This is a genomic window from Blochmannia endosymbiont of Camponotus quercicola (genome assembly GCF_059935335.1).
The window spans coordinates 54292-79407 of record NZ_CP011794.1 but is presented as its reverse complement, the minus strand read 5'-3'; the positions used below and the strand labels follow the sequence as shown (position 1 = coordinate 79407).

Annotated in this window: 19 protein-coding genes, 1 tRNA gene and 1 other RNA gene; 9 read left to right on the top strand and 12 right to left on the bottom strand. The window is 29.0% G+C overall.

What is annotated here, in order from left to right:
- Positions 1–20: 20 nt before the first annotated feature.
- Together ribB and hldE are read right to left on the bottom strand one after the other, a co-directional pair.
- Entirely contained in the window at positions 21–677 is a 657-nt protein-coding gene (gene ribB / locus CBquer539_RS00330; protein ID WP_500836488.1) for a 3,4-dihydroxy-2-butanone-4-phosphate synthase, read from the bottom strand.
- A gap of 852 nt (positions 678–1529) precedes the next feature.
- The gene (gene hldE, locus CBquer539_RS00325; protein WP_500836487.1) at positions 1530–2963 is read right to left on the bottom strand and encodes a bifunctional D-glycero-beta-D-manno-heptose-7-phosphate kinase/D-glycero-beta-D-manno-heptose 1-phosphate adenylyltransferase HldE; all 1434 of its coding nucleotides are present in this window, start codon (positions 2961–2963) and stop codon (positions 1530–1532) included.
- 455 nt (positions 2964–3418) lie between these two features.
- Here hldE and CBquer539_RS00320 point away from each other — a divergent pair, with 455 nt between their 5' ends.
- On the top strand, positions 3419–4663 hold the full coding sequence (locus tag CBquer539_RS00320) for a tRNA CCA-pyrophosphorylase (RefSeq protein ID WP_500836486.1): 1245 nt from the start codon (positions 3419–3421) through the stop codon (positions 4661–4663).
- Positions 4664–4919: 256 nt separating this feature from the next.
- Here the strand turns inward: CBquer539_RS00320 and CBquer539_RS00315 are convergent, their stop codons facing one another.
- Complete coding sequence (locus CBquer539_RS00315) at positions 4920–5765, bottom strand: undecaprenyl-diphosphate phosphatase (RefSeq protein ID WP_500836485.1); 846 nt, start codon at positions 5763–5765, stop codon at positions 4920–4922.
- Between the two features lie 129 nt (positions 5766–5894).
- On the bottom strand, positions 5895–6275 hold the full coding sequence (locus CBquer539_RS00310) for a dihydroneopterin aldolase (protein WP_500836484.1): 381 nt from the start codon (positions 6273–6275) through the stop codon (positions 5895–5897).
- A 123-nt stretch (positions 6276–6398) separates the two neighbouring features.
- Between CBquer539_RS00310 and plsY the strand changes: the two genes are divergently transcribed.
- Entirely contained in the window at positions 6399–6986 is a 588-nt protein-coding gene (gene plsY, locus CBquer539_RS00305; protein WP_500836483.1) for a glycerol-3-phosphate 1-O-acyltransferase PlsY, read from the top strand.
- 23 nt (positions 6987–7009) lie between these two features.
- Here plsY and tsaD read toward each other — a convergent pair whose 3' ends face one another.
- A complete protein-coding gene (tsaD, locus tag CBquer539_RS00300; protein WP_500836482.1) occupies positions 7010–8035 on the bottom strand; it encodes a tRNA (adenosine(37)-N6)-threonylcarbamoyltransferase complex transferase subunit TsaD in 1026 nt (341 codons plus the stop codon).
- Between the two features lie 170 nt (positions 8036–8205).
- On the opposite strand from tsaD, the gene rpsU reads away from it, so the two are divergent.
- From rpsU to CBquer539_RS00280, 4 genes are all read left to right on the top strand, one after another.
- Positions 8206–8421 carry a 30S ribosomal protein S21 gene (gene rpsU / locus CBquer539_RS00295; RefSeq protein WP_500836481.1) on the top strand — a complete coding sequence of 72 codons (216 nt, stop codon included), beginning with the start codon at positions 8206–8208 and terminating at the stop codon, positions 8419–8421.
- A 164-nt stretch (positions 8422–8585) separates the two neighbouring features.
- A complete protein-coding gene (gene dnaG / locus CBquer539_RS00290) occupies positions 8586–10331 on the top strand; it encodes a DNA primase (protein ID WP_500836726.1) in 1746 nt (581 codons plus the stop codon).
- A gap of 177 nt (positions 10332–10508) precedes the next feature.
- On the top strand, positions 10509–12347 hold the full coding sequence (gene rpoD / locus CBquer539_RS00285; protein WP_500836480.1) for an RNA polymerase sigma factor RpoD: 1839 nt from the start codon (positions 10509–10511) through the stop codon (positions 12345–12347).
- Positions 12348–12661: 314 nt separating this feature from the next.
- A tRNA-Ile gene (locus CBquer539_RS00280) sits at positions 12662–12736 on the top strand.
- 181 nt (positions 12737–12917) lie between these two features.
- Here the strand turns inward: CBquer539_RS00280 and CBquer539_RS00275 are convergent.
- The 3 genes from CBquer539_RS00275 to rsmI form a co-directional block, all read right to left on the bottom strand.
- Positions 12918–13472: a DedA family protein gene (locus tag CBquer539_RS00275; RefSeq protein ID WP_500836479.1), complete on the bottom strand. Its 555-nt coding sequence runs from the start codon at positions 13470–13472 to the stop codon at positions 12918–12920.
- 528 nt (positions 13473–14000) lie between these two features.
- Positions 14001–14407: RNase P RNA component class A (gene rnpB, locus CBquer539_RS00270), an RNA gene on the bottom strand.
- Positions 14408–14443: 36 nt separating this feature from the next.
- The gene (gene rsmI, locus CBquer539_RS00265) at positions 14444–15337 is read right to left on the bottom strand and encodes a 16S rRNA (cytidine(1402)-2'-O)-methyltransferase (RefSeq protein ID WP_500836478.1); all 894 of its coding nucleotides are present in this window, start codon (positions 15335–15337) and stop codon (positions 14444–14446) included.
- Positions 15338–15884: 547 nt separating this feature from the next.
- Between rsmI and dolP the strand changes: the two genes are divergently transcribed.
- On the top strand, positions 15885–16472 hold the full coding sequence (dolP, locus tag CBquer539_RS00260; protein WP_500836477.1) for a division/outer membrane stress-associated lipid-binding lipoprotein: 588 nt from the start codon (positions 15885–15887) through the stop codon (positions 16470–16472).
- A gap of 1230 nt (positions 16473–17702) precedes the next feature.
- On the opposite strand, the gene rpsI is transcribed toward dolP, so the two are convergent.
- Both rpsI and rplM read right to left on the bottom strand, forming a co-directional pair.
- Positions 17703–18101 carry a 30S ribosomal protein S9 gene (gene rpsI / locus CBquer539_RS00255; protein WP_500836476.1) on the bottom strand — a complete coding sequence of 133 codons (399 nt, stop codon included), beginning with the start codon at positions 18099–18101 and terminating at the stop codon, positions 17703–17705.
- Positions 18102–18123: 22 nt separating this feature from the next.
- Positions 18124–18555: a 50S ribosomal protein L13 gene (gene rplM, locus CBquer539_RS00250; RefSeq protein WP_500836475.1), complete on the bottom strand. Its 432-nt coding sequence runs from the start codon at positions 18553–18555 to the stop codon at positions 18124–18126.
- 532 nt (positions 18556–19087) lie between these two features.
- On the opposite strand from rplM, the gene CBquer539_RS00245 reads away from it, so the two are divergent.
- The gene (locus tag CBquer539_RS00245; protein WP_500836474.1) at positions 19088–19486 is read left to right on the top strand and encodes a Z-ring associated ZapG family protein; all 399 of its coding nucleotides are present in this window, start codon (positions 19088–19090) and stop codon (positions 19484–19486) included.
- Positions 19487–19705: 219 nt separating this feature from the next.
- On the top strand, positions 19706–21079 hold the full coding sequence (locus CBquer539_RS00240; RefSeq protein ID WP_500836473.1) for a Do family serine endopeptidase: 1374 nt from the start codon (positions 19706–19708) through the stop codon (positions 21077–21079).
- A gap of 267 nt (positions 21080–21346) precedes the next feature.
- Here the strand turns inward: CBquer539_RS00240 and murA are convergent, their stop codons facing one another.
- Both murA and CBquer539_RS00230 read right to left on the bottom strand, forming a co-directional pair.
- Complete coding sequence (murA, locus tag CBquer539_RS00235; RefSeq protein ID WP_500836472.1) at positions 21347–22606, bottom strand: UDP-N-acetylglucosamine 1-carboxyvinyltransferase; 1260 nt, start codon at positions 22604–22606, stop codon at positions 21347–21349.
- Positions 22607–22664: 58 nt separating this feature from the next.
- Positions 22665–22919 carry a BolA family protein gene (locus CBquer539_RS00230; protein WP_500836471.1) on the bottom strand — a complete coding sequence of 85 codons (255 nt, stop codon included), beginning with the start codon at positions 22917–22919 and terminating at the stop codon, positions 22665–22667.
- Between the last annotated feature and the right edge of the window lie 2197 nt (positions 22920–25116).

Below are 25116 nucleotides of genomic sequence, written 5' to 3'. Positions count from 1 at the left end.
TTAATACCCATAATTTATTATTAAGTTGTATGAATACGATAAGTTAGTAAATCTGAAATAGTTAAAACTGACATTCTATGTTTATGCGCAAATGCGATGATTTCTAATATACGCGCCATGCTTCCATCATCATTAATTACCTCACACAACACCCCACATGGTTTTAGTCCGGCTAATGACGTTAAATCAACTGCTGCTTCTGTATGACCAAAACGAGCTAGTACTCCCCCATTTTGGGCGCGTAAAGGAAAAACATGCCCCGGACGATTCAAATCAGAAGGCTTTGCGTTATCTTCTATAGAAGCTCTAATGGTAGTTATTCTATCTGCGGCTGAAACCCCAGTAGTTACACCTTTTGCTGCTTCTATCGTAATAGTAAAAGCAGTCCTATAACGATTGGTATTATTCTCCACCATCATTGTTAAATTTAATTGCTTACATCGATCCTCTGTCAAACATAAACAAACTATTCCGCTGCCATAGCGAATAGCGAATGCCATTTGTGCAATTGTCATATTTTCTGCAGCAAATATCATATCACCTTCATTCTCACGATGTTCATCATCCATTACTAAAATACCACGACCATTACGTAACATTTTTAACGCATTTTGGACACGCTCTATGGGTGTACCAAATTCAGATAAAAAATTCCGCCAACGCACGATTAATTTCATCCTCATCAAATGTTATAATTTAGCGAAATAAAAGTAAAAATTAACTATAAATAAAAACATAATTTAGAAAAACAAATACGTATCAGTATCAACTATAATCTGTACTTTATCCTTCCTTATGAAAGCTATCGTCAGTAATATCTAAATCCTTATTAAATCTGCCATGCACAAACAAGCCATCCTCAATCTAAGTAAAACTTACCTTTGATTTGAAGATACACGTTTAAACATTATCGTTATCACAATACCAACAACACATGCAACATATGCCACGTCATGACATATACATACCAAAAATTTATACTAAAAATCATCCGTTATACGCAACAACCATAACAATTAAAAAATAATTAATAAAATTTATTATATTAAATTTAGAAATTAAAAAAATTATTCATTATTTATATAAATTCATTCTCAAAAATCATTTAAAATTTTTAAATATAATTGGAACAGAAACATTTAAAAATCATTGCAAACTTAGATAGATAATCGCAAATTATAGGTAGTCAATAGGTGATATACCGCTATTCCCTATTTAAAATATAATAAAAATATTATAATTATGAATATCTAAAGATGCGAAAAACAATATAAGCCAAACTTAACAACAAATAAAACTAATTATCCTAATGACGAATAAAGTTAGAAACAAACCTGTTGTAACTACTTCCCCCCCCCCGCAAACAAAACAACTATATTACGACCACCTCGACAAATACATTGTATTTTATTTATATTTAAGGATCACAATTATTGTAACATACAATATCTCGTATCTTAAACGCTTATTTCCATATTCTTAACATCATTTATTAAAATGCATATTTAATAATGATAATCACATTATTTTCAATTTTTACGTTTAATGACATTAATAATATTACTGCTAGAGCAACCAGCTTGAAAATTTAATACATGCACTTTCCCTCCCCTATTAAATACTTCTTGACTTCCTTCAATATCACAAATACGATAGTCTCCTCCTTTTACTAAAAAATCTGGAGACAAATCTGCAATTAATCTTGCGGGGGTATCTTCATAAAAAGGCACCACCCAATCTACTACCGTTAACGCAGCTAATATAAACATACGCTTTTCTAAAGTATTTATAGGTCTTGTCTTGCCTTTTAAACGTTTTGTTGAAGCATCACTGTTTACAGCTACAACCAACCTATCTCCAAGTTTTTTAGCATTAGTTAAATAGCTTACATGACCAGAATGCAATATATCAAACACACCATTAGTCATGACTATCTTTTCGCCTCTATTGCGAACTAAAGGTATTATCTGCTTTAATGTTTTTTCATCTAATATACCGAAAGGCATATTAGTATATATGTGGCTATTCATAATATTTTTTATTTCAGTTACATTAGTAGTAGAAGTTCCTAATTTTCTTATTACCGCACTAGCGGCTAAATTAGCTAAAAAACATGCCTGCGATAAACTATTGCCAGAAGACAATGCTGCTGACAGTACGCCAACTACTGTATCTCCAGCACCTGTTACATCGTATACTTCTTTTGTCTGAGCTGGGAAATGTAATGGAGCGGCGTCTCGTGTACATAAAGTCATACCCTTATCAGAACGCGTAATCAATAAAGCTGATAAATCGTAATCAAATATAACTTCTTGAGCGCGATTTATTAAAATTTTTTCATTACGACAAAACCCCACTATCGATTCAAATTCTGATATATTAGGAGTTAATAAAGTAGCTCCTTTATAACGAGAAAATTGTACACCTTTGGGATCTATTATAATTGGTATATTAGCACAACGCGCTAATTTAATAATTTCTTCTATACAATTTAAAGAACCCTTAGCATAATCAGATAGTACTAGTACCTTATATTTAGGTAAATGCAATTCAACTTGTTTAAGCAAGTTCGTAGTATCAACATTATTGAAATATTCTTCAAAATCTAATCTAATGAGCTGTTGATTACGTGACATGACTCGTAATTTAATTATAGTAGGACATGTACTAATTGGGATAAAATTCCATTTTATATTTGATTCGTCGAGTTGTTTTTTTAAAATTTTAGCTGCCTCATCAACTCCAGTTAATCCTAATAATTTTGATTGAGCACCTAAAGCAGCAATATTCATTGCAACATTGGCTGCTCCACCTGGTCGATCTATAATTTTATTAATCTTAACAATGGGAACAGGTGCTTCTGGAGAAATTTTATCAGTAGACCCATACCAATATCGATCCAACATGACATCTCCTACAATTAATACACTAGATTTTGAAAAATTTGGAAAAATAACAGTCATAATTTACCTGGTAAACATCCTAAACTAATAAAAACATCGTTTGTTCTATATTGAGATCAATAATAAAATTATAATACATTAAATTATTCAATAAATAATTAAAATCTACAATAAAAATAACTCTTAGTATGTTGATACTACTATGATGCTGCAAATACAGTTAAATTATACATTTACTTAAAAGTTAAGAAATAATATTTTTATATTGGACTACAAGACTGGCATTAAGTTCTTACGTATGAAATTATTTGTACTATATATAATCTTATGTATCCTGATTGATTGATTTTTCATTACGTCGAAACAATTATTAAGCATTTTTATTAATGCAATTAATAAAAATGAAAAAATCACTATATTGCTTTTAAACAATTATGTTTCATATGAAATAGTTTTATTTTTTGATTAATCAACATTATTTTTAATAGTAAAATCATTCATTTGAGAATTGCATAATGGAAAAATATTTAGTGGGCGGTGCTGTACGAGACACATTATTAAAACTACCAATTCAAGAAAAAGACTGGGTAGTAGTAGGCTCTAGTCCCCAAGAAATGTTAGATATAGGTTACGAACAAGTCGGAAAAGATTTTCCAGTATTCTTACATCCAGAAAGTCACGAAGAATATGCATTGGCACGTACTGAACGAAAATCTGGTCAAGGATATACTGGGTTTACGTGTCATACAGCTCCTTCAATTACCATTGAAGAAGATCTGAGTCGCAGAGATTTAACTATTAATGCTATGGCTTATGATTCATATGGTAATCTCATAGATCCATATCACGGCCAACGTGATATGCGATTGCGACTGTTGCGGCACGTTTCTCATACATTTAATGAAGATCCCTTACGAGTATTAAGAGTCGCCCGATTTGCTGCTCGATTCGCGCACATGAATTTTACTATAGCTCCAGAAACATTGATATTAATGAAACAAATGATTCATGAATTACTATCATTATCTCCAGAACGTATATGGACAGAAACAAAAAAAGCTTTAATCACAGATAACCCGCAAGTATATTTTACAGTCTTGCGTCATTGTGGAGCCCTGAAAATTTTATTCCCCGAATTAGATGCATTATTTGACGTACCTGCTCCAATACAGTGTTGTTCAGAAATTAATACTGGGTATCATACTATGACAACACTTGCTAAATCTGCCAGATTAACAGATGACCTTAATGTACGTTTTTCTGTTTTATGTCGTGATTTAGGCAAAGGCATCGCGCTTAATAATACAAATAGGCACTCCAAATATCGCTGCTACAGAAAATCAGGAATCGCTTTAATAAACGATTTATGTAATAGATTTAAAATACCGCATGACATTCGCAATTTTGCAAAAATTATTTCGGAATATCATGAGTATTTATATAATACTAAAACATTAGCACCTGAAATGTTAATGACCTTATTCCATGTTTTTGATTGTTGGCGCCGCCCAAAAAGAATAGAGCAAATTTCTTTAGTTAGTCAATCCGATACATTAAGATGTGTAAATTGTAAAGGTTATTCACCTAATCAATATAATTTTCTGCGTACAGCCTTTATTATTACCAAAAAAATTTCCATCACAGATATTATTTCAGACGGATTCACTGGAATAAATATCAGCAAAGAATTATATACTAGACGTTTATATGCTTTAAATTCATGGAAAAATAAATCAACATGTAAAGTTACTGATATATAGAACTTTTAAACACTATAAACAATTAAATAATTTAAAGCAAATAAATTCGACTAAAAATTAAGTATAAAGTACACATAATATAACTGTTTAATAATACTAACTTATCTGAAAAACAACATTTTTTTGAATACATCACACTTATGTTTGTCTTATACATAATAATAATCCTATTATTTAATACGCAACACAAACATATCAACTATTGTATAATATACATGTGTATAAATTAAACTTTAATAAAAAACATTAACTTTCATCATACCATTAATCCCCAATAAATACCTCCGGCTAACAAAAATCGATATATAGCAAACGGAATTAAAGAAATATTTTGAACCATTTTCAAGAAATATCTTACGGTAAATAACGCTATAATAAATGCTACAACACTACCCCCAATAAATAACAAAGCATCTGTCACGCTAATAAAAGATCCATAATGATACAAAGTTAATACTGAAGAACCAAATATAATAGGCACCGCTAAAAAAAATGAAAATTCTGACGAAATACGTCGATTTAACCCAACTAATAAACCACCGCCAATAGTAGCGCCTGCACGAGAAAATCCCGGCCAAAAAGCTAAACACTGGAAACATCCAATTAAAAAAGCTTGTAAATAAGTTATATTATTAATATTTGATACACGTGATTCTTGATGTAAACATAATTCTCCAAGCAATAAAAATAACCCTCCAATTATTAACCCATACATGATGTATGTTAATTCAAAAATTAATCTAATTTTTTCATAAAAAACTATACCTAACACTATCCCAGGAAATGTTCCTAACAATATATGTCGAACACATAAATGACTGTCATCATAATGTTGTTTAAGAAATATTTTTCTTACACAAATTACACTCATACTATATAATCGATCCCCAAAAATTTTTGTTATAGATAAAATAGCACCCAATTGAATAACCACAGTAAAAGCTTGAACTGAATCGTCCATACAACTTAAGAGACTTTCTACCAATATCATATGCCCTGTTGAAGAAATAGGAAGGAATTCTGTTAAACCTTCTACTGCCCCTAAAATCAATGAAATAACTAATCTACGTACATCTACATAATAATCCAATATAAACAACATTATTATAATATTTCCCTAACATCAATTATTTGTATCTCAAGCCCTATATCATTCATAAAATACAAAGAACAATGATGCTTATTTAAATGCTTTGATTATATACAAATGCATCACATATCGCTCAATAAACTAACTCTCTTTTAGAGATCTAAAAAGTATTTCATTTTTTCGTTCAATACATATACCAACATTAGAAGCATCACGCATGGCCCCAGGTTTACTCACTTTCACTCGAATCCAATAAATACAAAACTTTCTGATTAACGTGTTTGCTGTTAAATTAGCGACGTCTTCTATTAAGTAAAAATGTTGTTTGCTTATTAAATTAAGTATAGTGTGCCTTACGTGAGTATAATCAATATAAGACATCATACTTTTATTATATGAAACAAATTCGGCATTATATGACAATTGCAAATCAAAAATTAATTTTTGCAAACATTTTTTTTCCCAATCATGTATACCTATATACGCCATTACTATCAATCGCTCGATAAATAAGATATCCATTGTACATTACATTCGATTGCATAAATAATTTATTTATTTAAATAATATTAACTGTTAAATATACACACTATATATAAAATATGTACAATAATTGTTATTTAATATCAACAAAAAAACAAATTTATGATTTTTTTTTCTATTTTAATAACTATATTTGCTTATTTTTTAGGATCAATATCTAGCGCGATCTTGATGTGCAGAATATTACATTTTCCAGATCCAAGAAATTTTGGTTCCAAAAATCCCGGTGCTACTAATATTTTTCGCATCGCAGGGCATAAAATTGCAATCAGTGTAATATTATTTGATATTTTAAAGGGCGCAATTCCAGTATGGTTAGGATATTATTTAAAAATTTCACCCATTTTTTTAGGAACCACAGCTATTTTTGCCTGTTTAGGTCATATGTATCCTATATTTTTTAAATTTCACGGAGGAAAAGGTGTAGCTACCGCATTTGGAGCGTTTGTGGCTATAGATTTTTATCTATCCATTGTTATGATAAGTATTTGGGCATTAACCGTGCTATCTTTTAGATACTCCTCACTAGGATCCATCATTGCCGCACTAATTACCCCTTGTTATGCCTGGTATTTTCAATATCAATATTTACTTCCAATGATCATAATATCTTTTTTGGTTATAATAAAGCATACAGCTAATATTAAACGACTATGGTATCATCAAGAGAAACGTATTTGGCGCAATTAATATAAAAGTATACTAACACATAATTATAATGACTGTTTTATTCTTGGCAGAGCTTCTAAAGACCAACGTGGTCTTACTAAAATTGGCAAATCACTAAACAATCCAGCTTGTAGTCTAATTAATCCAGTGTAAGCCACCATTGCGCCGTTATCTGTACAAAACTCTGGTCCAGGATAAAACAAGCTTCCTTTTAAGATATACATCATCTTTAAAAGATACGATCTTAACGCTTGGTTGGCACTAACACCTCCAGATATCACTAAACATTTTAATCCAGTTTGATCTAATGCACGGCGACACTTGATCGCTAATGTTTCAACAATTGCATCTTCAAACGCACGTGCGATATCAGCATGAGTTTGAGCGTCATGAGAACTGGCCATAATAGTATTTACCACAAAAGTTTTTAATCCAGAAAAACTAAGATTTAAACCAGGTCGATCAATCATAGGACGGGGAAATGTATAACGATTCGGAATACCCTCTCGAGCCATTTGTGATAACAAAGCACCCCCAGGATATTTTAATCCCAACAATATAGCAATCTTATCAAATACTTCTCCAACAGCATCATCAATGGATTCTCCTAATATTTTATATTCCCCTATGTTGCTCGCAGACACAAGTTGAGTATGCCCACCGGATACTAATAATGCTACAAATGGAAAAGTAGGAACCTTTTTTTCTAACATTGGAGCTAATAAATGCGCCTCCATATGATGGATAGCAACAGCAGGTATTTTCCGAGCATAAGCCAATGTCCTAGCAACAGTTGCTCCTATTAACAAAGCGCTTACCAAACCAGGTCCAGCAGTATATGCTATTCCATCGATGTCCTCAAATACCAAATGAGCTTGATCTAATGTAGATAAAATTAAAGGAATTATTTTCCGTACATGATCACGAGCTGCCAACTCGGGCACAACCCCCCCATAATCAGCATGCAATGCATTTTGACTATATACTTTGTTAACTAATAATCCTTTATATTGATCATAAATTGCCACGCCGGTTTCATCACATGAGGTTTCAATACCTAAAACACGCATATAATACTCCATGTTTGATGAATAATTGTAAAATACTTCACACTAGTTTTATATTTCATGTCATAATATTCAGTATTATATTACAAAATAGTAAAAATTATAGTTATATTTATTATATTATATTAAGATAATAATCTTCTCGTCGAAGATTAAATAATAGAGACAAGTATATGCCAATAATCAAAGTACGTGAAAACGAATCATTCGACGTGGCGCTACGTCGATTTAAAAGATCTTGTGAAAAATCGGGAATTTTATCTGAAGTGCGTCGTAGAGAATTTTATGAAAAACCAACTACAGAACGTAAACGAGCCAAAGCATCAGCAATTAAACGTCATACAAAAAAATTAGCCCGAGAAAATTTAAGACGTATTCGCTTATATTAAATGATCCTTACATACTTTTTGGTACAGAAAATAAATGATAAAAACTTATATTTCCGATTATGAAAACTAAATCAAATACATATTATATATATACAATATTAAACTCATAAATGATAATAATAGTTTTAGTGTTATCTATACTCAATAACATAAACTAAGGAGATATAATTACTCGAATCCCAAATACAGTAATTCGTGAATTGATAGCACGTACTAATATTGTCGATTTAATTAGTACACGCATCTCCTTAAAACGACAAGGGAAAAATTTTTTGGCCTGTTGTCCATTTCATACCGAAAAACACCCATCATTTACTGTTAATATCGAAAAACAGTTCTATTATTGTTTTAGTTGTGGATCACATGGAAATGCAATAGATTTTTTGATGAATTATGATCGACTTACATTCATTGAGTCTGTTAAAGAACTATCAATCATACACGGCATATCAATAGAAAACGATCTAAACATTTATAAAAACAATAATAATCAAAAACATAACTTATATCAGTTAATGAATCAATTATGTGCATACTATCAGGATATTTTAACCCAAAAAAAATACTTGTACGCTTATAAATATTTGCAAAATCGTGGACTCAATCCAAAAACTATTACTGATTTTAATATTGGATTTGCTCCGCCCGGATGGAATAACATAATACAAAAATTTACTCCTACATTATGCGATCAAACACTACTTGACCAATCAGGCATGTTGATTACTAGTAACACAAAATATAAATATGATCGATTTCGTAATCGACTCATGTTCCCTATACGAGATACAGCAGGGAGAATTGTAGCATTTGGAGGCCGCGTAATTACACAAAAAAAAATACCTAAATATCTAAATTCTCCAGACACTGAAATTTTTAAAAAAAGTCAGCATTTATATGGCTTACACGAAGCACGTATGCAACGCAAAAATCTCTCTTGCATACTTTTAGTAGAAGGTTATATGGATGTTATCACATTAACACAATTTGGAATTAATTATGCAGTAGCTTCTTTGGGCACTGCTACTACTGCTAATCATATTCGATTATTGTATAGTATTACTGATCAAATTGTTTGTTGTTACGATGGAGATTATGCTGGTAAAAAAGCTGCTTGGCGTACATTAAATACCACTTTACCATATCTTACTGATGAACGTCAAATACATTTCGTATTTTTACCTCATGGAGAAGATCCAGACACATTAATACGTAAAATAGGAAAAGACAACTTTTTAAAAAAGTTAACACATACAGAAGACTTATCAAATTTTTTATTTGAAACATTATCACAAAAAATAAATTTACAAACATTAACAGGACGAGTTAAATTAAGCAGCCTAATGTTACCTATGATTAACAAAATTCCAGGACAAACACTAAAATTATGTTTACTACAACAATTAGGCAACAAAATAGGAATCTTAGATGATAACAAGTTAAACCAACTACTTGTAAAAAAAACTTTTATATCTACTAATAAAGTAACAAAATATTACGCCAATAACAACATAGAACACATATTGATAGGATTATTAATACAAAATCCACGACTTGCTGAATTAGTACCAAATGCACAAGGATTGGAACAATGTAAACAAGACAACATCGTAATTTTCATTAATTTAATTAAAACATGTAAAACTTATTCAATATCAACCTCTGCGCAATTATTAGAACATTATCGTGGGAATAAATTTTATTCAAAACTTGAAACACTGGCATATTGGAACCATTTGATTACAAATGATATGATAGAGACTACTTTTATTGATGCACTAACCAAATTATATAATTCGATTCTTGGACAACGTCAAGAAATGCTTATTGCTCGTGATCGCACATCTGGGCTAACACCACAAGAACGTCAAGAATTATGGTTATTAAACAAAACGTTATCAAAACATTAATATAAAAAACATAAACTTTTTTTTTGGATTCAATTCACTAATGAAAACAATTATGAAAATACCTCCTGAATGAATTATTTTTTATAGTTTTATTTACATATCATCAATAGATGGGATACTACACCACTATTAAACTTTTTTAATATAAATATTACTTCGAAACGTGGGAGTCTTTTTATGGAACATAACCCACAATCACAACTTAAGTTACTCGTCACACTTGGTAAAGAACAAGGATACTTAACTTTTTCTGAAGTCAACGATCATTTACCAGAAGATATTGTGGATCCTAGTCAAATCGAAAATATAATCCAAATGATGAATGATATGGGTATTCAAGTCATGGAAGAAGCTCCTAATTCCGACGAGTTTTTATTAGTCGAACACACTCATTCTACTAATGACGAAGAAGATGCAACGGAAGCAGCTGTGCAAGCATTAACTAGCGTCGATTCAGAATTATTAGGCAGAACAACTGATCCAGTACGGATGTATATGCGAGAAATGGGTACTGTAGAATTGTTAACGAGAGAAGGTGAAATAGATATCGCTAAAAGAATTGAAGACGGAATAAATAAAGTGCAATGTTCAGTTGCTGAATATCCAGAAGCAATTACTTATCTTTTAGAGCAATATAAACGTGTAGAAACCGGTGAAACGCGTCTTTCAGATTTAATTACAGGTTTTGTTGATCCTAACGTAGATGAAAATATATCAATACATTCAAATATAACCCACATAACTTCTGAAGTTATTACTAAAACAATATCCGATGACGATGAAGAAGAAAATAATGATGAAAATAACATTGATCCAGAAATAGCTCGTAAAAAATTTACAGCACTACGTAACCAATATGAAATAACACGGAAAACAATCAAATATAATGGACGTAATCATATTCAAGCATCAAAAGAAATTTTAAAGCTATCTGAAATATTTAAACAATTTAGATTAGTTCCAAAACAATTTGATTATTTAGTCAATAATATGCGCTCTATGATGACAAGAGTGCGTATACAAGAACGCTTGATTATGAAGCTATGCGTTGAAATTAGTAAAATGCCAAAAAAAAACTTCATAGAATTATTTTCAAAAAATGCAACTAATAAAGCATGGTTTGATACAGCTTTATCTATGCATACCCCATGGTCAGAAAGTTTACATAAAGTTGATGAAGATGTACAGCATAGTTTGTTAAAACTACATCAAATTGAAAAAGAAACAGGACTAACAATAGAACAAATGAAAGATATTAATCGTCGTATGTCTATTGGAGAAGCTAAAGCTCGAAGAGCTAAAAAAGAAATGGTTGAAGCTAATCTTCGTTTAGTTATATCTATTGCTAAAAAATATACAAATAGAGGATTACAATTTTTAGATTTAATACAAGAAGGTAACATTGGTTTAATGAAAGCTGTAGATAAATTTGAGTATCGTCGTGGTTATAAATTTTCCACTTACGCTACTTGGTGGATTCGTCAAGCAATTACTAGATCAATAGCAGATCAAGCACGAACTATCCGTATTCCAGTTCATATGATAGAAACCATTAATAAACTTAACCGGGTTTCTAGACAAATGTTACAAGAAATAGGACATGAGCCGACACCAGAAGAATTAGCAGAACGTATGCTCATGTCGGAGGATAAAATTAGAAAAGTATTAAAAATTGCTAAAGAACCTATTTCCATGGAAACCCCTATAGGAGATGACGAAGATTCTCATCTTGGAGATTTTATTGAAGATACCAATCTGGACTTACCTTTAGATTCAGCTACCTCAGATAATTTACGTACTGCTACTCATGATGTACTTGCTGGATTAACTCCAAGAGAAGCTAAAGTATTGCGTATGCGATTTGGTATTGATATGAACACTGACCATACTCTAGAAGAAGTAGGTAAACAATTTGATGTTACTCGTGAGCGTATTCGTCAAATCGAAGCAAAAGCTTTAAGAAAACTACGTCATCCTAGTCGATCTGAAATATTACGAAGTTTTTTAGACGATTAAATGAATTTGATTAATTAAAACAACACAATTACCCAATTTATTATATAGCATACAACTATCTATAATTAATTTTATAAAACATTATTTATGTATATAAGATCAAAATGATAATTATTTTTTGTAAATAATATAAAATATGATATATATACTATAGTGGGGGTTACGTGTTAATAACAAAAAATATGTAACATAACGAACAGATAAAACCATTAAAAATTATGTGCATGCCACTAATGTTTTCATTAAATAAAATTCAGATTACTGAATACACAGATAATACAGGTTAAATTGAAATTATCTATAAATTATAATCAGGCCCCTTAGCTCAGATTGGTTAGAGCAGGCGACTCATAATCGCTTGGTCGCTGGTTCAAATCCAGCAGGGGTCATGTTTTTATAATATCGAAAAGTCATCTTATCTTATAATCTGTAAGAAAATAAAAAAAGATCTGAGATTTTTTGTTAAAAAAAAATATACTAAATGATTTATGAACATTTTTTCATCAAAAATAGCAAAAACAATATTTTTCTTCTTCTTATTATTAATGAATTATTAATTCTTGTTACATATTATAATGTATACAAAAATTCCAATCGCTCTAAAAAAAAACCTAATACAATCAGCACAAACACCCACACAAATGAACTGACCCAATTGAATAACTGAAAACGAAAAGAGTTTAATCCAGAGACTCCTGCAATAGTAGGCAGCACTGTTCGCGCAAACGCTATAAATCGACCAATAAAAAGCACGGACAATCCATGTTTATTAATCATATAATTCGCTCTTTGATAAGATTCATTAGGTAATCGAGATAACCAATGTTTTACAATTTTGTTATTTTCTAAAAATTTACCTTGTAAATAACTCATCCAACTACCTAAACCTGCAGCTATTGTTAAAACTCCCAAAGTAATAGTAAAATTCAAAATACCTTTCGCAATCAATACTCCCAATACGACTAATAAACTATCTCCAGGTAAAAAAACAGCCGGAAGGATGGCATTTTCTAAAAACAGAATAAGAAATACTAATGAATAAATAGCTAATACTAATTCTACATCAGGAAATAATGTAAAATTATTTTGCCATATTACATTGAACAACTCTTTGAAAATATTCATCACTTACTTAATTCCATAAAACATAACATATATAATTAATTTACACAAACATAATTTATGTTAATACATTTAACTGCATTAAATCACTTTTTTACTAAAAAATTGAAATATTTGCTGTCACTAAAACTAACTATATAATACTCTAATTACAGTTTAAGCTTAATAATTGCTAATTTAAAAATATAATTTCAATTTTTTAGAAATATTTTTATAAAAATCATTAAAGTTTATAACTAAATATTAATTATTAATATCAATATATTTATACTAATTGTTAACAATATCAAAATTAACTAAAAATATACGCAAACATATCTATTAAAATAAATAACAACTAATGCATATATAAAATCATCATCTATCAAATAACTATAAGCTATCCATGTAGCATGAGTCCATGTTCATTATCAATATGATTACGACAACTAACCTCTGCAATAAATATTATTGCGATATACAAGCCCCACAATGTTTTTATCATGAAAACAACGAATACATGTATAGTACACAATTATATTTAATTTTTTAACAAGAAGTCAGCCGTTAAGCCGGGTTCTGTCGTGGACAATCATTCATCTAAACTAATGTTCACACATTAGTTTCAGCAGCTTACCCAAGTTCAGTACGGACCATACTATAGAACTTCTATTTAGCCTTGCTCCGAGTGGAGTTTACATAGCACGAACTGTTACCAATTCGCATGGTATGCTCTTACCATACCTTTTCACCCTTACCCATACCATTTTACAGTTTATTATGAAAAATAGTATGGGCGGTTTTCTTTCTGTTGCACTTGTCGTAGATTCATATCTCCCAGGCATTACCTGGCACCCTGTCCTATGGAGCCCGGACTTTCCTCCCCTCCATTTGTAATTATATCAATTATATTGTAATCATTATAAATACAAAGAAGCAGCGATTGTCTAGCCAACTCCTTGAAATATTATAATTATTATTTTAACAATATGTCATCAATCAAATAACATTTCATCATTAACATTGTCTGATTTTTCACTCAAATATTTCTTATAAAGTATATTTTTTTTTACACCATATATGTATGCTACCAAAGTCACAGCCCTTTTTGTAGATAACTCAGATGCTAACAATTTCATAACATGAGATATTTTTGGTGATAATTCATTCTTTTTTAGACAATTACCTGCTACAACTAAAACTATCTCCCCTTGGATCCGAGAATTGTCTTTTTGTATCCAAGATAACAATTGACCGATAGGAGCTCCATAAATAGATTCCCATATTTTAGTTAATTCTCGAACTAATACAACATAACGTTCTAGCCCAAAAACACTAGCCATATCTTTCAAAGTATCTATTACACGATGTTTTACATCATAAAAAATTAATGTACGGGGTTCTTCTAATAAAGCTTGTAAACGACTGATGCGTACACTATGTTTATGCGGTAAAAACCCTTCAAAACAAAAACGATTCGTTGGTAAGCCAGATCCACATAATGCGGTAATAGCTGCACATGGGCCAGGCAGTGGAATAATTCTAATTCTTGATTTCTGACAAGATTTTACCAAACAATACCCCGGATCATTAATTAACGGCGTACCCGCGTCGGAAACTAAAGCGATGCTTAATCCTGATTGTAATTTCGAGATTAACATTGGTATTCTTTTGTGTTCATTGTACTGATGTAATACATACAAAGATGTGCGAATAGAAAAAAAATTCAACAATATACGAGTACGCTGTATATTCTCTACAGCAATACAATCTACTTGACGCAACACTGATAATGCTCGACATGTAATATCTTGCAAGTTTCCAATAGGAGTCGGAACTATATACAACGCAGGTACACAATCAAGGTCGGATGATAACATATTACTCATACACCAACAACTATTTTAATAAATATCATTTTTTAAAAAATAATCAAAAAATATTTATACGTTCTTTATTAAAAAGAATCAACACCAATTTATTATATTCGTGTGCATCGAGAACAACAAAATCATCGCATCATCTATAGCAACCAATTAAATTACAAACACATTCTCGATAATGTAAATAAATTAATTATCACATTTTATTGTTTTCAAAAATATAATATATTCCTAATTTACATCTTTTAAAAAGTGTGTTTTTCATTAATATAAAAATACTAAATAACATAAATCTGTTCATATAATGTATCTATGAAACAGCAATTTTTGCTAGTATGGTACACTCTAAAAAACACGTTGTAAACATAATTAAACAGTAAAAATAATTTTACAGATACATTATAATTTTACATACATTTTAATGATTACACTGTATTAGACTACATAAAATTAAATATATTTTAATAATATAATGGTTGTCACTACTTGATAGACAAGCTAATATTAGTCATATATATATATATGAAATTATTGAATACATAAACATATATAAATGAATATTAAGTATCGTATACTTCAGATATTATTAATTTTATTTTCTATGTTAACATTGCAATCTTGCTGTTCAAGTATATTGGCTATAGGAACTGCTGCGGTTATAACTACAGTATGGCATGATCCCCGTACTATAGGTGCTCAGTTAGATGATAATATCTTAGAAGCTCATATTGCTCATGCTCTTAACAAAAACCAATATATTAAAAAATCAGCAAGAATAAAAAATACTGTATACCAAGGTAATGTACTATTAACTGGACAGACTCCTTCCATTGCTTTTGTTGAAGAAGTCATAAAAATAGTAATGAAAATAAATGGAACAAAAAATATTTATAATGCTATTCGTCAAGGAAAACCAATATGCATGCAATCTATTTTGATAGATACTTGGATTAGTAGTCAAATACGTTTAAATTTCTTTATGAAAAGAGATATACATGCCTCTAGCATTAAAATAATTACAGAAAATAAAGAAGTATTTCTTTTAGGACAAGTTACTCATGAAGAAGGTAAATACCTTGAAAAAATTGCGAATTCAATAGACGGGGTAAAAAGTGTTTTCACCGCATTCTCTTACATATAAATATGTAAGAGAATGCGGTGAAAACACTTTCGTTCTGAAATTTCTTCATATATAATATATATATATATTGAAAATATAAATAATACTTGCACGGTTTATATCAAATATTTACTCTTATACATGCTTTTCAGCATATACCGCGCGCAAAAAAAAAGTAATTGATATACTAAATTTATAAACACAAATTCATATTACTTATAAATATCTTAATCTTAAAAAAAATACATCTATCACTAAATTTTAATCTTTTAAATTTTACATCATACTCTCTATGCAAACCATAAACAACACTTGAAGTAGATTTCAAAACTTTAATAAAATATGTAATATGATAGAAAATAATTTCTTATAGATACTGATGTACTTATAGAATTTATAAGAATAACAAAAAATTAAATAATAAAAATTGTTTATATCCTACTCATACACAATTTATGACTTATGAATTACTATCTACATAAGTTAAATTCCATTCACCTAATTGATTAAACAAAATTAATAACACCATGGTTTTTTTGATATACTGCATGAGTAAACTAATTATATTACATTGTTTTATGATGTTAAAACACAATAATTTAAATAATAATATTGTTATTTAAATATAATCAGGTTTACTGCATGTAATATAACAAAAATATTAATAAAAATTCATATTTATAAAAACACGATTTATTACACCAGTTAAAATGCACATCATTAGATAACAATCATTATCCAATAATTATATTTTTAAAAAATCTATTTGCTTGTAAGAAACATGTTCTTATTGCTAATCATATTTAAAGTATGATTAAATGAATAGTTAAAACCTATGGTATTTTTAAATACAATTAATTTTTTATTTATAGTTTAAACTATAAATAAAACAACATTTAAGTTTAAATACTGCGCACTGCTTGCAATTCAGCTTAAAATATTACGATAGACAATAAATAAAAACGCAAAAACATAAATTCTGATGTTTTTAGGAAATATTCATCCGTTCATTATAATCAATACTTTATTCATTTAATACACTAAAACTTACGATAATCAAATGAATATAAAATCATCTTAGTTTAATTCACTAAGCCATACCCACTAAATTAAGCTTAATACTGATTATAATTTTTCGTTATTACATCACAATTACATATTCTATCTTAAATTCTGTCTAATTATACAAAACTCACATCATACTGACGATTCAATTAATACAAAATGCACACATTGAAATTGAAATAAATATCAACGCTTAGAAAACTGAGGACGCCTTCGTGCTTTACGCAAACCTATCTTTTTTCTTTCTACCTCTCTAGAGTCCCTTGTAACTAATCCAACTGCACGCAAAGCACCACGTAATTTCTCATCATACTGCAACAATGCACGTGTTATTCCATGGCATATCGCACCAGCCTGACCAGATATACCACCACCTTTTACAGTAATATATATATCTAATTTGTCTAATAAATTAGCAATTTTCAAAGGTCTTGTAATGATTGACTGCGTATTATTTTTGGGAAAATATTGGTCTAATTTACGTTTATTTACAATCACTCTACCGTTACTAGTATCCGATTTGATAAATACTCGAGCAGAAGCACTTTTTCTTCGTCCAGTACCATAATATTGATTAAAGTTCATACTTTATTTGCCATTTCATTTTTCATTGATAATCTATACATTGAGGTGCTTGTGCAGAATGTACATGTATATTCCCTGAATATACTCTAAGTCTACAATACATCATACGACCTAAAGGGCCTTTAGGTAACATGCCTTTTACTGCAATTTCAATTACCTTCTCAGGATGTCTATTTATCATGCTTTTAAAATTAGATTGTTTAATTCCTCCAATATGTCCAGTGTGATGATAATACATTTTACAATCACGCTTATGGCCACTCACAGATACCTCTTTTGCATTTAAAACGATCACATAATCTCCAATATCAACATGAGGAGTGTATTCCACTTTATGTTTGCCAATTAAATATCTAGAAATCACAGTAGATAAACGGCCGAGTATTTTATTTTTAGCATCAATCATATGCCATGTTCGCTTGATTACATTTGATTTTGCCATAAAAGTTTTCATAAAAATAAAACCTAACTCAATATAAAAATTCAATCGTATTGGCTAAATAACAGTGATTAAATATCAAAAACAATATCACTCATATATAATAACATATTATACTACTATTAACACTAAAATTTCTCTAGTATTTTAACACCTAAACTAAATATAGCTAATACTTAGTTCCCTAGAATATCTTAGGCCATATATTACGAATTGAATGAAATAAATAATTGATTATAATTAAAATATTTTAACATCATTTCAATTTTATAGAATTGCTTCAATATTTATTTAAAATGTCACTATACTAAACCATCTATTTGATTACTCATAGTATTCACATGAATATTTATTGATAAAGAAAATTAAAGAGAATAAAATTCAATTAAACAACATACGCATTTACTAATCAGATAACTATGTTCTAATCATTTACACATATTTATATGATCGTCATATAAATATGTGTAAATGATTACGTATCGATCAGTGAACACATAAAAAGAAATACATCAAATAAAATAAAACAAATTTTAGGAGTATTATCATGGTATGGATGTGTATACTTATAAGCTTAATAGTTGGAATTATTACGGGGGCAACTATAATGTACTACAAAGCACGTTACTTATTACATAATCAAAAAACTTTATATAACGAATTACAAGATAAAAAAATTAAACTAAACGAATACCAAAAAGAATTAAGTAATCACTTTATCTATACCATAGAATTATTAAATAAAATGGCAGATGATTATCGTCACTTATATAATAATGTCAAAAAAAGCGCTAATTTTTTTTTACCAAATATACATATACAAGATGATATAAACACATTTAATATAAAGAAAACTCACATAAAAAACGAAAAATTACCAATAGAAGCGCCGTTAGATTATTCCGAAAATACAGAAAGTACTCTAAAAAATCATGATAATAAATAACATAAGCAAACTTTCACTACTTCATATAAACTACTTGACATATTATGCTATATATAGCATCTGCGTACAGTACCTTATCCACCCAACCTGAGGCAACTAAAAATTAATTTAGATCTAGATATAACAAATGCACACGATTTAGTCGTTAAATTTTTATGACCATTTTAATAAAAATATTATTTTTCTTAAAAAAAATACAACTAATTAAATTAATTATCTATGAAAATAACACACTTACTTAATATATTGGGTATATTATTCACATTGGGGATTTCATATACTGAATCTTCTGTAAATCATACAACATTTTCTACAGAAATATCAGGATTATTACCAAGTTTAGCCCCTATGTTAGATACAGTACTTCCAGCGGTAGTAAGTGTGCACGTAGAAGGTATTCAACCTGCCAGAAGACTAACGCTACCTAAGGAATTCAAATATTTTTTTGGACCAGATATCCCTGGAGGTAACTTTGGATCTAGACCTTTTGAGGGATTAGGGTCAGGAGTAATCATTAATGCTAACAAAGGTTATATTATTACTAACAACCATGTTGTTAACGGTGCGGATAAAATTAAAGTACAACTTAACGATGGTCGAGAATTTAACGCTAAATTGGTAGGACATGATGAACAAACTGATTTAGCATTACTTCAATTATCAAAATTCAAAAATCTTTCTGAAATAAAAATGGCTGATTCAGATTTTTTAAAAGTTGGTGATTTTGCTGTTGCAATCGGTAATCCTTTTGGATTAGGTCAAACCGCAACTTCTGGTATCGTATCAGCATTAGGAAGAAGCGGTCTAAACCTTGAGGGATTAGAAAATTTTATACAAACTGATGCTTCTATAAATAGAGGAAATTCCGGAGGAGCCCTGGTAAACTTACATGGAGAATTAATCGGAATTAATACCGCTATTTTAGCTCCTGGAGGAGGAAATATCGGTATTGGTTTTGCTATTCCTAGCAACATTGTAAAAAATTTAAGTCAGCAACTAATCGAATTTGGAGAAGTAAAACGAGGGCAATTAGGAATAAAAGGAACAGAATTGACTGCTGATATCGCTAAAGCACTGAATATAGACGCGCAACGCGGTGCATTTGTTAGCGAAGTTTTGCCAGGAACTGCGGCTGCTAAAGCAAATATCAAAGCGGGAGACATTATCGTATCTATAGAAGGTAAACCAATAAAAAATTTTGCAGAACTAAGGGTTAAAATTGGTACTACCACTCCAGGTAAAAATATAAAACTAGGGTTATTACGAGATGGAAGAATACAAACAGTATCAGTCTTATTAGATGATAGCACCTCTGTAAGTACCAGTGAGGAAATGTTAACTCCAGCGTTACAAGGAGCTGCTCTAAGTAATGGATATTTAAAAGATGGAACAAAAGGAGTACAAGTTGAAGATGTAGTGAAAGATTCTCCAGCTTATTCCATTGGTCTACAAAAAGGCGACGTAATTGTCGGACTAAATCGTACCAAAATATATAATTTATCTCAATTACGTAAAATTTTGAACGAAAAACCGTCAGTTATAGCACTTAATATTGTTCGTGGCGATACAAATATATTTTTATTACTTCGTTAATTTTGTAATCTGTTTTTACAACACAATGCTTATGATAACAAAAAAAATAATAAATCCATATTATTTTAAATATTCCGATAAAAATTATAGTATGCAGAATTGCAATTCTGCATACTATACATACTAATAATTTTAATTAATACTTTTGAAAAGTATCATGAACTGTATTATATCCCGATAATATTACTATATATGCATATATACATGGTATAGCTAATCAACGCAAAATGTATATTTCAAACATCACTAAAAACTAATATAAAAAAGTTATTTATCAGTGACCCGTTTAATATGAGCCCCCATATTTTCTAATTTTTTTTCTATATGATCATATCCACGATCAATGTGATATATGTTATCAACTATCGTTAGTCCCTCCGCAATACAGCCAGCTAATACTAAACTGGCAGAAGCCCTCAAATCTGTTGCCATGACTCGGGTACCAATTAAGGAATTAACACCATAACAAACTATCATATTAGTTGATATTTTAACACGAGCTCCCATACGAACAAGCTCTGGTACATGCATAAATCTATTTTCAAATATAGTTTCTATAATTTTTCCTGTTCCTTCAGACACTATATTTAATAAAGTAAATTGTGCTTGCATATCAGTAGGAAAACCTGGGTACGGTCTAGTGCATATAACAATAGCTTTAGGTCTTTTTCCATGCATATCCAAACCAATCCAATCTTTGCCAGTATTGATATCAGCCCCAGATTCACGTAATTTTTTTAAAACAAATCGCAAAGTATCTGGGCGTGATCCTAAACAAACTACATTTGCGCGCGAAACCGCGGCAGCAACTAAAAAAGTTCCAGTTTCAATACGATCTGGCATGATGGAATACTTTCCACCACCTAATTTTTGAGTTCCTTCAATAATAATTCTATTACTCCCAGCTCCGTTAATATTAGTTCCTAACATAATGAGAAAATTAGCGGTATCAACAATCTCTGGTTCACGAGCAGCATTATCAATTATAGTAATTCCTTCTGCTAGTGCAGCAGCACTCATGATAGTAACTGTAGCTCCAACACTAATCTTATCCATTACAATATGAGCACCATGTAATCGTCCATTTACAGAAGCTGTAACATATTCTTCCTCTAAGACAATTGTTGCTCCCAACTGTTCTAAACCATTAACATGTAAATCTACCGATCTTTTTCCGATCGAACATCCACCAGGTAACCAAATCTTACCTTGTCCAAACCGTGCTACTAATGGTCCTAAAGCCCAAATAGAAGCACGCATGGATCTCACTAAATCATAAGAAGCGCAATATGTATTAACACTGCTAGCATCCACGAAGACTACATCGCAATGTTCCACTTTTGCTCCAAGTTGCTTTAATAATTTGACAGTAACATCAATATCTTTTAATTTGGGAACATTAAAAATTTCTACTGGCTCTTCAGTCAACAACGTAGCAAACAAAATTGGTAATGCAGAATTTTTAGCACCTGATATACTCACTTCACCACTTAAAGGAGTAGGACCATGAATATAAAATTTATCCATTGTTATAACTAATATCAATCATATTCATATATCAATATCATGATAACTAAAAACTGCTTCACACACTGTAGAATCGACGATTCTTGTTCCATTCTTCAAGATGAAACGCGTGAATAGATATAGAATGAATTTCATTATTTAATATATATTGCATGAGAGGAGCATATATAATTTTATGTCGTTCTAACTCAGTCATACCGTAAAAAACATGACTTATAACAATAATTTGATAATTATTATCATTAGATGAAACATATACTTCATCTAATGATAAATGTTTTAACAAAATACTTTTAACTTCATCTGCGTTCATAATTCTTAAACCATTTTAATGAGTATAACCATACAATGATTATTTGTACTATTATTTTATATCAAAAAAAATTATATAATTTACATTTCATTGTAAAATCAAACAACTAATTATTTACGCTGTTGTAATTAATGTAACGGTTATGACCGTTACATTAATTATATTTTTCTATAAAATGATTGAACATGATACTAAAAATTTTTATAAAACCAATAAACACCAAAAACTGAGTGATTAAAATAAACATTTTATATTGCTATACTACATGTATAAATATAAAACTTTAGATATATCTATAGTACACAACATGCCAACATATCATCCTTTCTTCAATAAATAACATCCCATATTATATAATCATTCTTATTATTATAAAATCCAGCATCAACAATTACTATTTTTATTCAAATACGAAATCAAATAATATCTTAATTTTATTTTTTTTGTTACAACAAACGTTATTAAGTAATTATATTTTTTAATATCTATATATTGTTATTTATTAGTTATTAATTGAGATTAACTACATACCTTAATTAGATACATCCGATTAAATATATCAAAATCAATTATAACCCTTTTATAATGATGACTAATCCGCTTCAATAAATAAAATTGATCATTTGTATCACTTCTAAAATAAATAACTAATGTAAGAATAACAATATTGATCTTTAATGCATAAAATTAATTATCAAGAACATTTTATATAACTAAAAATTTATTTTTTCATTAGTAATACACAATCTATCTCTATTCGCGCTTATACTAAATAAAATTATTAATATGACAATTTATTTATTAATTAGACATACAATCATAATTTCAGATACTGAAACTTTAAAAATAATAAAACCCCTACTACACTATTTATGTATTAAGTAAAAAAAATTAAAAGAAATAACTTCATATTCGCCATATGAAAATTATTACAGCAATATTATTGCTTCCGCACTATACTTTAGTTAGAACATACATAAAATTATTATTTAACTTTCTATGACATAAATTGTCACTAAATTTATAATAATTTGACTATATCTTAATAATTATTAAGGATACGCATTACATCATATTAATAAAATAACTTAAGAAATAAATTCAATGTTTACTTTTAATGAATTTACATAAAAACACATGAATAGCGGTGTACTTATATTACTAAATAAGCTATGGACTATAAGCAATCAAGTATAATTAATGATTTACAAACAAAATTTTCATGCTAATACAATATCTCTAACTACTTTCATAATATTCATATACATATACATTTTTATAACGACATTTTTAATAAAATATTTATAAATTTTTATTTTAATTTCTAAACAAAATCAACAATTAATAATTATTTTTTTCAAATATTATCAAATAATAAATACTTATTGTTTTAAATAAAACAATATTTATACTCCTATTTGTAGTAAACTAGTTACTTTTTTAATTTATTGCCAATAATTAGTATTGTTGTGAAATAATATTTTTTATAAAAAATACAAAAAATCAATAAATCCGCATTCATTCCACATAATACATAATAATAATATACAATCTATTTAAACATTTTTATTTCACACTAACAATGCATCGTGCACTGCCATCAATACCCATCTATCACGTAATAAACAAATAAAAACAATGCTTAATTTGTAATAATTGAAAAACACACAATAAACCAAATCTGATTATATCAAGAAATATACATTTGTGCACTTTAGATATATGCATATACCTTTATTGATCTATTTCTCTTCTTATAAGTATAATCATTTTATTATGAAAACTACTTTCTTGACGTTTTTTATTAAAAAAAATTAATGTTTTAAAATGTAAAACGAATAATTTATACATATGAACATCGTTAAAAATATGCTTTCTAAAATCTTTTTTTTATTACCTATTTTAAATATTAAAATAAAATATGATATGTTTGACACTGAATTAATAAATGTATAAAAAAAATAAAATTCATATATCTTAACAAAATATATAATAACTATAATCCACACAAATCAACATTAATATTTATGATTTAAATTAAGATGTATTAATATACGCATCTATTATTTATTTTTAAAATATAAATACACTTCTAATAGAAGATAAAATTTTTAAATTTATACATATTAAAATAAATACTACATATCATATACACTATTTGAATAATTTCAAAAAACTCTTAATATCCATAATATTT

Coding starts and splice junctions, on each gene's coding strand:
- CBquer539_RS00320 (WP_500836486.1), top strand. CDS start 3,419: ATGGAAAAATATTTAGTGGGCGGTGCTGTACGAGACACATTATTAAAA.
- tsaD (WP_500836482.1), bottom strand. CDS start 8,035: ATGCGTGTTTTAGGTATTGAAACCTCATGTGATGAAACCGGCGTGGCA.
- CBquer539_RS00275 (WP_500836479.1), bottom strand. CDS start 13,472: ATGAATATTTTCAAAGAGTTGTTCAATGTAATATGGCAAAATAATTTT.
- CBquer539_RS00240 (WP_500836473.1), top strand. CDS start 19,706: ATGAAAATAACACACTTACTTAATATATTGGGTATATTATTCACATTG.
- CBquer539_RS00310 (WP_500836484.1), bottom strand. CDS start 6,275: ATGGATATCTTATTTATCGAGCGATTGATAGTAATGGCGTATATAGGT.
- CBquer539_RS00230 (WP_500836471.1), bottom strand. CDS start 22,919: ATGAACGCAGATGAAGTTAAAAGTATTTTGTTAAAACATTTATCATTA.
- rplM (WP_500836475.1), bottom strand. CDS start 18,555: ATGAAAACTTTTATGGCAAAATCAAATGTAATCAAGCGAACATGGCAT.
- hldE (WP_500836487.1), bottom strand. CDS start 2,963: ATGACTGTTATTTTTCCAAATTTTTCAAAATCTAGTGTATTAATTGTA.
- rpsU (WP_500836481.1), top strand. CDS start 8,206: ATGCCAATAATCAAAGTACGTGAAAACGAATCATTCGACGTGGCGCTA.
- rpsI (WP_500836476.1), bottom strand. CDS start 18,101: ATGAACTTTAATCAATATTATGGTACTGGACGAAGAAAAAGTGCTTCT.
- plsY (WP_500836483.1), top strand. CDS start 6,399: ATGATTTTTTTTTCTATTTTAATAACTATATTTGCTTATTTTTTAGGA.
- rpoD (WP_500836480.1), top strand. CDS start 10,509: ATGGAACATAACCCACAATCACAACTTAAGTTACTCGTCACACTTGGT.
- murA (WP_500836472.1), bottom strand. CDS start 22,606: ATGGATAAATTTTATATTCATGGTCCTACTCCTTTAAGTGGTGAAGTG.
- dolP (WP_500836477.1), top strand. CDS start 15,885: ATGAATATTAAGTATCGTATACTTCAGATATTATTAATTTTATTTTCT.
- ribB (WP_500836488.1), bottom strand. CDS start 677: ATGAAATTAATCGTGCGTTGGCGGAATTTTTTATCTGAATTTGGTACA.
- CBquer539_RS00315 (WP_500836485.1), bottom strand. CDS start 5,765: ATGTTGTTTATATTGGATTATTATGTAGATGTACGTAGATTAGTTATT.
- CBquer539_RS00245 (WP_500836474.1), top strand. CDS start 19,088: ATGGTATGGATGTGTATACTTATAAGCTTAATAGTTGGAATTATTACG.
- rsmI (WP_500836478.1), bottom strand. CDS start 15,337: ATGAGTAATATGTTATCATCCGACCTTGATTGTGTACCTGCGTTGTAT.